This is a genomic window from Geobacillus kaustophilus (assembly GCF_000948285.1).
GTDB lineage: Bacteria > Bacillota > Bacilli > Bacillales > Anoxybacillaceae > Geobacillus > Geobacillus thermoleovorans_A.
The window spans coordinates 1-9,829 of sequence record NZ_JYBP01000002.1 but is presented as its reverse complement, the minus strand read 5'-3'; the positions used below and the strand labels follow the sequence as shown (position 1 = coordinate 9,829).

Genomic DNA, 9,829 nt, shown 5'->3' with positions numbered 1-9,829 from the left:
AACGAAAATGGGTCCGGGGCGGTTGTAGGAAAAAAATTTCTTCAAATATCCGCGCCAAATGGATATTTGTTTGTCAATAATGTAGCGGCAAAAGTAAAAAACGGGAAATTGTATTTTATGGGGAAAGAAGCACAAACGAATAAAGTAGCTATTTTAGTTTATGACTTGAATATCCCGGCCCGGACGATTACAAACGGCCAAGTATATGCGACATTAAATACTAGCTCGAACTACGAAAACTTTGAAATCGCGCCGAACGGGGATATTTATTTGGTAAGCGGTAGCAATCTTTATTGTTTTGGGCAAAATGGATCACCAAAAAATATACCGGGAACGTCCCAAACCAGTAGATACTATGGCAGCTATTTGTTTGACCTATTCGCTATTACAGGGCAGGACGTTTATATAGAATCGCGTACAAGCTATTTGGACAATTTGCAAATAAATCGCTATAACATCAATGATTTAGTGAACCCGCTAGACGTTAAAGTGATCCAGCCGGAGTCCGTTTATGTTTATCAAAAATATTGTAGCGGTATGCACTATATATACCGGATTTAGATATGTTAGCGATAACGGTAGACGGGTACACATATTTTGTTGACCGCACAATGTTAGGTTTATCGAAAAATACACCGGTTAGAACATATGTAGATAATTGGTCTGCCATAACATACGACCCGACGAAAAAACAATTTATAGAAATACGCCATATAAAAAACGACGGGACCGAGCGGAAATGATTACACGAAACGCGACGTTACTATACGGCCGTTAGGATTTATAGGCGCTCGAAACCTATTGCCTAGCCCTGTCACCAAAACAAACACAAACACCATGAAATTAACTTATGACCTTTATATAGATAGCTTTTAATAACGGGGCGAGGTAAAGGAGGGCGAATAATGGACAACCGCGTAGACATTTTAGAAGACAAAGTAAAAAACTAGAAATACAGTATGAGCGGCTAGACGAGCGATTAGACCAAGTGGAAAAGGACCAAACGGAAACGCGCGTTTACATCAAACAGATTTTTAGTATTTACGTATGGTTTCATTTTGCCACCTTATAATCCGCTTTATAATTGAGGTGAAACGAATGGAGAGGCTCGATGCGATCTACAAAATCGGCGCGGCTGCGATTGGGGCTGCGGTTGGGTATTTATTTGGCGAGTCAACAGGGCTGCTACTCGTATTATTTTGGATGGTTGTGATTGATTACGGGAGCGGATTGGCTGCTGGTTACACAGAAAAAACGTTATCAAGCAAAATTGGATTCAAAGGCATTATTAAGAAGGTCATGATTTTTGTCATGGTTGCACTGGCTCATTTGGTCGATAGCGCACTTGGAACAAAAAATATGTTCCGCGATGCGACTATCGTTTTTTATATGGCCAATGAATTGCTGAGCATTTTTGAAAACGTTGGGAGAATGGGAGTGCCTGTTCCAGATCGTTTGATGCAGGCAGTCGAAGTGTTGAAAGGAAAAAGTAAGGAGGGCGATAAGAAATGAAAAAAATCTTCTTGGACAAAGGACACGGCGGCAGTGATCCGGGAGCGGTCGCGAACGGATTGCAGGAAAAGACCTTGACACACCAAATCGTTGAGTATGCCGTAGATCACCTATTTGAGAATTACACTGGATTTGAGCTGCGTGTCAGCCGTGCAGGAGATCAAACACTAACATTGAGCCAGCGAGCTAAAATGGCGAACGATTGGGGAGCAGACGTATTTGTCAGCGTGCATATCAACGCTGGAAAAGGAACTGGGTTTGAAAGCTATGTTTACAACGGCGGTGTTTCTTCTCAAACAATCGCTTTGCAAAACGTGTTGCATGGCGAAATTTTATTCGCAATGCGGGGATTCGGAGCAATTACAGACCGAGGCAAAAAACGGGCTAATTATGCCGTTCTTCGGGAAACGAAAATGCCTGCTGTTTTAACTGAAAACTTGTTCATAGACAGCAATGACGCAAAATACTTGAAAAATGAGGCATTCCTCAAAGCAGTTGGGGAAGCTCACGCGCGCGGTGTCGCGAAGTTTTTAGGATTGCCGCAAAAAGCAAAACCACAACCACAAAAACAACAAAAAGAGTCTGACGGAAAATTGTATCGCGTGCAAGTTGGCGCATTCAGTGACCGAGAAAACGCGGAACGACTGGCAGAAGAATTGAAGGGACAAGGCTATCCAGCCGTGATTGTTTGATTGTTTCCCCTGCCAAACGGCAGGGGATATAAAAAATAACTGAAATAGAAAATTTTTTATTTTATCTATTGTAATATTTAAATAGATATGTTATAATAAAATCAGAAAGGAGGTGAACGACAGGGAGATGATGAAGTGGCTGGACATCATCGAGAAACTTTGCAGTATCGCTGGTTTCGTCCTAGCGGCTATTGCCTTTCTAGAAGGACGAAGCCAAAAGAAAAAGCGACGTTCCAAAAAGAAACGTCGCAAATAAACCAAAGACGGAAGCCCGACCTTCGGGAAGGGCTTCTGTATAAAAATATTATCATCTCCCGAAGTGTATGTCAAAATTAGCTTGGATCGCCAACGTCTTGTTAGCGTTTGTTGCCGTACGTTTTTTAATGACCACTGACTTTAGACATCTCAGAGTATTGGATACCGTGTTATTGATCGTTATTGTTGTATGGGGGATTGCAGGTATTGCTTATGTTGTCTCGTATTTTCGCGACAGATGAGGGGGAAGTGAACGTGTCATATCACTTTGCATCAAAAAAAGAACTCGAGGACTTCATTAAAAGTGAAGTCCTCGGGGTCGCTGAAACAATGGAGATCTTGGGAGTGACATATCAACGACTTAGCAAGTTAATGGAATCAGGAAGAATAACACCAATTAAAATTTTCCAAAAAGACAAGCTGTTTTTTCGGACTGATGTGGAATCCCTTTCCAAAGAGCTAAAGGAACTGCGCAAGAAATACCGACCGTATGATGTGGAATGAGTCTAATAAACAACAGAGAAAAAGGCGGATCGCTCCGCCTTTTTGCATGGATTTACAGATCAGCGAGCGAGAAAGCCCGCTCCTTGAGGGGTGGGATGAAAGCGAGCCGTTTTCTTCATATTATTGAATGATGATGAAAAAAGCGGTATCATGTAATCGTCGCAAGGAGGTGAATCCATGCCGACCATCACACTAAGGCTGGAGCTGCACAACCCAACGAAAGTGAAACAGGGCATGTATGAACGGATGACAGAAGTGAATACCGCGTTTGCTAATTGGCTGTTGAATCATCCCGAGCTGAATCAAGCGACGAGCAAACTATTTAAAGAGTTTTCGTCGCAGCGGTTTCCTTCCGCTGTCGTGAATCAGACGATTCGAGAAGTGAAGTCCCAAAAGAAAAACCAGAAAACAAAGAAGTTTCGAACATTATGGTGTTGCTTTAACAATCAAAACGTGAAGGTGGAAAAGAAAGGAGAGTTCTACACGGTTTCCTTCCCCACACTGGAGAAGCGAATTGGCGTGCCGGTCGTCACGCGCCCCTATCAAGAAGCATGGCTGAATCGGCTGCTCGATGGAACCGCTAAACAAGGGGCAGCCAAGCTCTACAAAAAGAGAAAGAAATGGTACTTGGCGATCGCGATCACCTTTGACGTGAAGCCGCGGCACGAAACAAAGGTGATGGGCGTTGACGTTGGGCTTCGCTATATCGCTGTGGCCAGCGTGGGAACGAAATCGTGGTTTTTCAAAGGGAACCAATGCGCCTTTGTACGCCGACGATATGCGGCTTTGCGAAGGAGATTAGGAAAAGCCAAGAAGCTCCATATGATTCGCAAAATCGGCCGTAAAGAGTCCCGCTGGATGAAGGATCAAAATCACAAAATCAGCCGTCAAATCGTGAATTTTGCGCTCGCCAACGGTGTTGGCGTGATTCGAATGGAAGAGTTGACGGGGATTCGCAAGCGGGCAACATCGGCCAAAGAAGCGGGGCGAAGCCTTCATGCTTGGGCGTTTCATCAACTGCAAACGATGATTGCCTATAAGGCGGAAATGGCGGGCATTCGCGTTGAGTGGGTGAATCCAACCTACACGAGCCAAACGTGTAAATGTGGTTATCGAGAGAAAGCGAACCGAAACGGCATCCGCTTTCGATGCCAAAGGTGTGGATACACTCTCCACGCCGACTTGAATGGCGCCATCAACATCGCCAAAGCGATTTCGGGCTTCGCCGTCTAACCTAGCGCACTGGTCACAGGTGCGCCGCCCATGGGGGTACATCCTAACCCGATGGGATGGGGTGATGACACACCCCTGAACTTGGGCGTTGTCCGAACCAGAAATGGATGAGGACGTGAGCGACCCAAGAATCCCACGCCTTTAGGCGTGCGGAGTGTCAAGATCATTGAAACAACCGCAACAACCCCAGCAGCCGTACTCTGACATAAAGGTAGCCGGTGCGCGGCTGAAACTCCGGGATCAATAATGAGGAGGGGAACGCGATGGATAAATTAATAGTAAAACTGCTTGTTCTACACGCTTTTGTCGCTGATCAGAAAAGGGAATATGCTAAAATGGAAACAGAAGACGTTGTGGAACAGGCTTTTGCCGAGGGGATCGTCGCGGCGTGTGAGTTTTTTGAAGAGGCTTTGGAGCATATGATGGATTATAGATAGCGCGGCCGATGTGTATAGCGTGTATAGTTGTATCAGTACAACCGCACACCCTCTACACTTATGAGAGCGTATCAAAATATTAAAGATGAGCGATTTAATTACTATATTTTAAAACAAAAGTCGGATGTGTTCCAGGCACTGAAGCATTTCTTTTCTCCAGAAAAAAAGAGGCCGTTGCCTCGCGCTAGATTTTAGGATAAATTTGTATTATGAATTGATCTTTTTTCGTCCACTCCGGTTTACGCAAGTAAGTCGCTTTCTCAAGAACCGACTTGAGAAGGCGATTTTTCTTTTCTACATCGTCGGTGAGGCGGTAGGCGTCCAGCACCTTTTTAACCGTCGGGATGTACTCGTTGATGTTCTTTTCTTTCAGCTGCTCTTTGGCGATTTCCTCACGCAACTGCTCGATTTCCTGTTGAGTTTTCTTAATCCGATTGACGATCGTGTGCTGGCGTTCTAGGAATGTTTCAATCGTATAGACGCCTCGCTCTAGCAGATCATGCAACGCATCCTTTTGTTTATGGAGCTCTTGGAGCTCTTTTTCTTTTTTTTCGACGGCTTTTTGCTTTATCGGAATGATCGAACGCTGTTTTTTTCGAGCTGACTGATCCTCCCGAACCTCGAACTGATCGATGAACTCTGCGAGGGATTGCAAGATTCTTTCCTCAACGAGCGGCAGGAGCGCCCCCTTTTGCACCCCTTTGCATTTCGGATTTGGGCAGCGCACAAGCGGATGAGGACGGTCTTTACGCGGCTGATACCACATCGTATAGCCACAGACTTCACATTTCAGCAACCCGGCCAGCGGATTAGCCAGCGGTTTACTTTCCACCGTGGAAGGTCGCCAGCGGCTCCGATATGCCTTGTTAGCGGCCTCCCAGAGCTCTTTATACACAAGGGGCTCATGGGCATTCTCTTTAATATACCAGCGCTCTCTCGGCATTTTTTTGCGTTTATACGTGCCGTTTTGCTTAATGTATTTCACCTTGCCCCAAATGATATGCCCAAGATACACCTCGTTTTTGATAATGGCGCTGATCGTCGACGGAGACCAAAAGGACCGCTTCCCATCGGGCGGTTTTACTCCAAGTCGATCCAGTTCAGCGGCGATCGCCTGGCGTCCGTATCCATCCCGCGTCATTTCGAAGATTTTCACCACGACCCATGACGTTTCCGGATCGGGGTATAGCTTTAATTTTTCGTCGCGCAGGTATCCGTACGGCGGCTTTTTTGAGATGGAACGGCCTTTAGTGGCCGAGTCGCGCCGACCACCTTGCAAGCGTCTTGTAATGACTTTAAGTTCTTCGCGCGACACGATGGATTTCACACCGAAGACGAGCTCCCACGTCTCGCTTTCCGGGTCATAGACTTCCGTTGGGGTGATGATTTTCGTTCCCGAATATCTAAAGGCACGGTCTAAAATGCCTTGGTCAAGCATATCACCGCGGCCAAGGCGGTCAATATCCATGACAAGCACCGCATCAGCCACTCCTGTTTCCAGTTCACGCAAAAGCTTCTGGATCTCGGAGCGTTCAGCGATGGACTCGCCGGACACAATCTCCTCAAAGATGCCGAGGATATTGTGACCCTCTTTACGCGCTACGGCCAGCAAGTTATCCCGATGGCGTTGCAATGTGTCGTATGACGCGCCGGACTCAGCGGCCTTTTTCTCTTCCTCGATATCCTTCCGGCTTTTGCGAAGATATATGAACACGTCCAAGTTTCTGGGCCTATACATAAAACCACCTCTGACCTGGAATAGAACTCGCTATCACCATGTATGCAAAAAAGAGGCAAATATTCGGACTGGCTGTTCTGATTTTACGTGATTCATCCATTCTGTGCCGGTATAATTAATGATTTTTAGTTGTTCCTTTGGTCCATCTGCTGCAAATAGCGGATGATTTCTCGTTGTTCCTCGTCCGTTAAGCGGCCGTCAATAAACAATGAGCCATCATGTGCAACGGCGTACTCATGAAGGAGACTAAGATTGCTTTCCGCATCACGGCCGACAGCGGCGGCAACCGGTTCAGCCACTTGCATATGACTGAAAAGCGCTTCGTAAAACCGATAGCTTTCCCATTGCTCCTTAAAGCGATCCCAGCGCCGTTTGGCGAACAGCGGCTCTACACCAAACGTTTCGCTTAATACATAGATGATTTCCTTTTCCGTATGCGGAAGATCGAGCTCAAGCAGCATAAACGTTGGCACGCAAAGGTGAAGCGCAAAATTCGTCGCCTGGGCCTCTTGAAGCTGAACGAGTGAAGGCGGGAGTAGCATTTGATTGCCTGCATGGCGCAACACATGCCCAAGTTCATGGCCAAACTCTTGCCATTGTTGCTGGCGACTAAGGCGGCGGTCGATGATGATGCTGTACACTCCGTTCCGTTCGATAGCTGTGCTTCGGATGTCGGCAAAATGCAACCAGACGTTCAGCTTTGCGGCAATGTCGATCATATCGAGCTGGCCAGGCTCTGTGATCGCCAAATGGTCGTACAATTCGCGAATATATTGTTCCAGTGGGGTGAATTGGTACGACGAGAAGTTCATGTTAATCACCTCACTTTTATTATAGGAACGTGCGTTCTAGATGACAAGAAAAAGAAAGGACCCCTAAAAAGGGATCAATCTGTAAGGATAACTGACGAAACCATATTTTCTAACCGAAAAAAGGTTTGCTGTTTTTTTGTATTAAGCATATTATAAAAGTAAGGTGGTGAGCAAAATGTTCGGAAAAAGAATAATTGATAAAATCTTTAATGAGGCAATCAAAGCATCAAAAACACTTAATGAAGAATATGAAACTATGCGTGTTAAGAACGTCACACGTATCGTCGAGACTCATCAAATGATGAATCAAAAATTGAATGAGTTTCAAAAACATAAAGAGGAGACAGAAACAGCTTTTCGCTTTATTCGTAATAAATAGCAATTGGCGTAGCAATATAATCCCCTTGTTTAAGTATTTGGAAGCTGCCTAAAATTAAGTCGAACATGAAATTTGCGAGTTGGGTGAAGTCTTGCAATTCCCCTAAAACTCCGCATAAGTCGTCATTGTTGTGGATTATATCACGCTTACCTATGACCCTAAAAAGAATTTTTGCCTTGCGTGCCGAGGCAGATCGGATTGATAGGGCTGTTGGAACTTCGCGCAACATTCCTTTATCGATTAACTGAAAGGTGTTTGCTGCCTTAATTATTGAGTAGTTACCTAAGAAACTATTAGCGTACGAAGAAAATACTTGTATTTGTTTTAGAATGTTCCTTTGAAGCATTACAGATTGATGTTGATTAATAATATGTTGGGCTCTGATAAATTCGGGATTTTTAGGGTATTTTTTAGTTTTTTGCACAATCGTTTCTGCCTGCCTATATTCATCCGCCGATACATATATCCCTAATGTTTCTAAAATATCGTCTAGATCAGCAATCCTGCTGATAAACTCAAAATCGTAATATTTCCAATCAGTCTCCCATAGACAGATGTCCCCCTCGGTAAGGGAGCAGGAATTTGTTTTTAATTTTTCGTTCTCTTTTAGAAGTTGTAGCAATATGTTCAAAGCATAGTCATGAAATGCTTTGTTTAATAAATCTCGTTGCCCTTCTAATAAAGCTCTGGAGCTACCGTTGGTTTCATTTCCATTTCCAGAAATATTAGCGCCAAAACTTAAGCTCACATTGGATAATAGGCTACCTGTACCCGATTGGACAGTTCCGTTGAATCCAGCTGCCTTTCCTCTGGTTGTTTGTGACGTTTCTGTATTGGTTTCCTGTATTGTCTGTTCCAATGAATAATATGTTGTAATTCCCTTATCGAGTTGGGCGATCAGGGAATTCATGATTTCAGTATTTAGATAGATAATCTCTTTCATGCGTTTCTACTCCTGTTACATTTTTTAATGTTACAATGACAGACGAATTAGTGTCGAAAGCATATAATGGCAGGATAGATGTGGTTAATCTATAGCTAAAACATTTTAAATAACTACTTCATCCCAAAAATCATTTTCGTGCACGATAATAATTGGTGTACCTTTTTTCCTTAATTCAATCGCTTTCTCAACTTTCCGCCCATAGCAAGCGAACGCCCAGCAAGGATTGCCGTTCCCCCCCACGATGAGGTAATGGGTACTCTTAGTAACATTATTGTTGAATATTCCGCCCATCTCTTGAATAATACGGGCGATCTCATTGCGTGTTGCCCTGTGAGAGGCGCCGGTGAAGGAAAACACTTTATTTTCGAATATGATTTCTGGATTAACAGCGCATATGCCAATGATTGAGTATTGGCTTTTTAGGAATTTTACGTCGAATTCATTAATGTTGTGAGATACCCTTGTATCAATAAAAGTGGCAAAAAAGGCTTTTAGCAAGTTTTTCTCGTCTTCGCTGATAATCCCGTCTTGTTTTACACTCACCAGCAGGCTATGGATCTCATCAAAGGGATATGTTCCTCTTAAGAAGTCATGGTCATCAATCCAATTTGACAGTTGTTCAATTTCCACGTCATTTAAAACGTTGTCTGCCATGATGCCGTGGAGAATTCCATGTAACTGCTGTATAGATGATGTGATGACGTCGTAGTAGCTATTAAAATCGTTCTCATTAACGATATTGTTGCAAAGCCACAGAATATCCTCAAGTTCTTCTTCTTCCAATTTGTTATCCAGCAAAGCCTGATCAATTAACGGAATGATTTCATTAAAAGGCGCTTTTTTCGCAAATCGTCTATGTAGGTTGCACCAATGAATGAGTTCCGCGATCTCCTTTTCGTTAGTGATGTTATCGGAACGAATCCCGTGGATAATTCCAATCAAAGAGTTAATGGACTTGTGCAACTCGCCTTTGAAGGTGAACTTGCGATAATCTTCAATTTCTTTGAACTTGCTCATTTCCTCTCCCCATTTCATACGAGAATAAAAAAGACATCAAGCCACATGGCGGTGATGTCCTTTCTTGCTGCATATCCGTGTCATTTATAGACTCAAATAAATCCTCGATGACTTTTTCTGCTTTGCCAACGTACTTTCGATAGTCTTCCATCGACTTTAAAGCCTTATCAAAATCTTTTACAATCAACGGAGACATGAGCAATAAGTCATCAGGAGTTTGAATCAAAATACGCGTTTGTCCCGATTCATTTTTAGAAGCCGGTTCACAAACAACGTTAGGACATAGCCCGATGATTTCTTTCTC

General features: G+C 43.9%; 12 protein-coding genes and 2 pseudogenes. 9 read left to right on the top strand and 5 right to left on the bottom strand.

The window, feature by feature from the left end; genetic code table 11:
* From LG52_RS20025 to LG52_RS20440, 8 genes and pseudogenes are all read left to right on the top strand, one after another.
* Positions 1–561 (top strand): hypothetical protein (locus LG52_RS20025; protein WP_044730431.1); only part of this gene is annotated, 561 nt, incomplete at its 5' end.
* A gap of 537 nt (positions 562–1,098) precedes the next feature.
* On the top strand, positions 1,099–1,512 hold the full coding sequence (locus LG52_RS00505; protein WP_044730430.1) for a phage holin family protein: 414 nt from the start codon (positions 1,099–1,101) through the stop codon (positions 1,510–1,512).
* Positions 1,509–2,204: an N-acetylmuramoyl-L-alanine amidase gene (locus LG52_RS00500; protein WP_044730429.1), complete on the top strand. Its 696-nt coding sequence runs from the start codon at positions 1,509–1,511 to the stop codon at positions 2,202–2,204. The genes LG52_RS00505 and LG52_RS00500 overlap by 4 nt, the downstream gene beginning before the upstream one ends.
* Before the next feature lie 127 nt (positions 2,205–2,331).
* Positions 2,332–2,460, top strand: a complete 129-nt coding sequence (locus LG52_RS20730; protein ID WP_269430039.1) for a hypothetical protein — start codon at positions 2,332–2,334, stop codon at positions 2,458–2,460.
* Positions 2,461–2,714: 254 nt separating this feature from the next.
* Complete coding sequence (locus tag LG52_RS00495; protein WP_044730433.1) at positions 2,715–2,963, top strand: DNA-binding protein; 249 nt, start codon at positions 2,715–2,717, stop codon at positions 2,961–2,963.
* A gap of 177 nt (positions 2,964–3,140) precedes the next feature.
* Positions 3,141–4,196, top strand: coding sequence for an RNA-guided endonuclease TnpB family protein (locus LG52_RS00490; protein ID WP_014195023.1), 1,056 nt, complete (start codon positions 3,141–3,143; stop codon positions 4,194–4,196).
* A gap of 263 nt (positions 4,197–4,459) precedes the next feature.
* Positions 4,460–4,633, top strand: a complete 174-nt coding sequence (locus LG52_RS20020) for a hypothetical protein (RefSeq protein WP_011230059.1) — start codon at positions 4,460–4,462, stop codon at positions 4,631–4,633.
* Between the two features lie 33 nt (positions 4,634–4,666).
* Positions 4,667–4,828: pseudogene (locus LG52_RS20440) on the top strand (hypothetical protein); the annotation flags it as partial.
* Here LG52_RS20440 and LG52_RS00485 read toward each other — a convergent pair.
* Positions 4,818–6,371 (bottom strand): recombinase family protein, encoded by a 1,554-nt coding sequence (locus tag LG52_RS00485; protein WP_044730428.1) that lies wholly within the window; start codon positions 6,369–6,371, stop codon positions 4,818–4,820. The pseudogene LG52_RS20440 and the gene LG52_RS00485 sit on opposite strands and share 11 nt — an antisense overlap.
* Positions 6,372–6,496: 125 nt before the next feature.
* Positions 6,497–7,183 (bottom strand): ImmA/IrrE family metallo-endopeptidase, encoded by a 687-nt coding sequence (locus LG52_RS00480; RefSeq protein ID WP_063504911.1) that lies wholly within the window; start codon positions 7,181–7,183, stop codon positions 6,497–6,499.
* A gap of 175 nt (positions 7,184–7,358) precedes the next feature.
* On the opposite strand from LG52_RS00480, the gene LG52_RS00475 reads away from it, so the two are divergent.
* A complete protein-coding gene (locus tag LG52_RS00475) occupies positions 7,359–7,562 on the top strand; it encodes a hypothetical protein (protein ID WP_044730427.1) in 204 nt (67 codons plus the stop codon).
* On the opposite strand, the gene LG52_RS00470 is transcribed toward LG52_RS00475, so the two are convergent.
* From LG52_RS00470 to LG52_RS20015, 3 genes and pseudogenes are all read right to left on the bottom strand, one after another.
* Complete coding sequence (locus LG52_RS00470; protein ID WP_044730426.1) at positions 7,546–8,505, bottom strand: DUF6414 family protein; 960 nt, start codon at positions 8,503–8,505, stop codon at positions 7,546–7,548. The two genes, LG52_RS00475 and LG52_RS00470, sit on opposite strands and share 17 nt — an antisense overlap.
* Before the next feature lie 105 nt (positions 8,506–8,610).
* Positions 8,611–9,525: a BRCT domain-containing protein gene (locus LG52_RS00465; protein WP_044730425.1), complete on the bottom strand. Its 915-nt coding sequence runs from the start codon at positions 9,523–9,525 to the stop codon at positions 8,611–8,613.
* A pseudogene (locus LG52_RS20015) lies at positions 9,503–9,829 on the bottom strand (hypothetical protein); the annotation flags it as partial. The gene LG52_RS00465 and the pseudogene LG52_RS20015, both read right to left, overlap by 23 nt.

What these genes read in the sequence shown, in the direction of transcription:
- LG52_RS00505 (WP_044730430.1), top strand. Translation starts at nt 1,099, where the DNA reads ATGGAGAGGCTCGATGCGATCTACAAAATCGGCGCGGCTGCGATTGGG.
- LG52_RS00500 (WP_044730429.1), top strand. Translation starts at nt 1,509, where the DNA reads ATGAAAAAAATCTTCTTGGACAAAGGACACGGCGGCAGTGATCCGGGA.
- LG52_RS20730 (WP_269430039.1), top strand. Translation starts at nt 2,332, where the DNA reads ATGATGAAGTGGCTGGACATCATCGAGAAACTTTGCAGTATCGCTGGT.
- LG52_RS00490 (WP_014195023.1), top strand. Translation starts at nt 3,141, where the DNA reads ATGCCGACCATCACACTAAGGCTGGAGCTGCACAACCCAACGAAAGTG.
- LG52_RS20020 (WP_011230059.1), top strand. Translation starts at nt 4,460, where the DNA reads ATGGATAAATTAATAGTAAAACTGCTTGTTCTACACGCTTTTGTCGCT.
- LG52_RS00485 (WP_044730428.1), bottom strand. Translation starts at nt 6,371, where the DNA reads ATGTATAGGCCCAGAAACTTGGACGTGTTCATATATCTTCGCAAAAGC.
- LG52_RS00480 (WP_063504911.1), bottom strand. Translation starts at nt 7,183, where the DNA reads ATGAACTTCTCGTCGTACCAATTCACCCCACTGGAACAATATATTCGC.
- LG52_RS00475 (WP_044730427.1), top strand. Translation starts at nt 7,359, where the DNA reads ATGTTCGGAAAAAGAATAATTGATAAAATCTTTAATGAGGCAATCAAA.
- LG52_RS00470 (WP_044730426.1), bottom strand. Translation starts at nt 8,505, where the DNA reads ATGAAAGAGATTATCTATCTAAATACTGAAATCATGAATTCCCTGATC.
- LG52_RS00465 (WP_044730425.1), bottom strand. Translation starts at nt 9,525, where the DNA reads ATGAGCAAGTTCAAAGAAATTGAAGATTATCGCAAGTTCACCTTCAAA.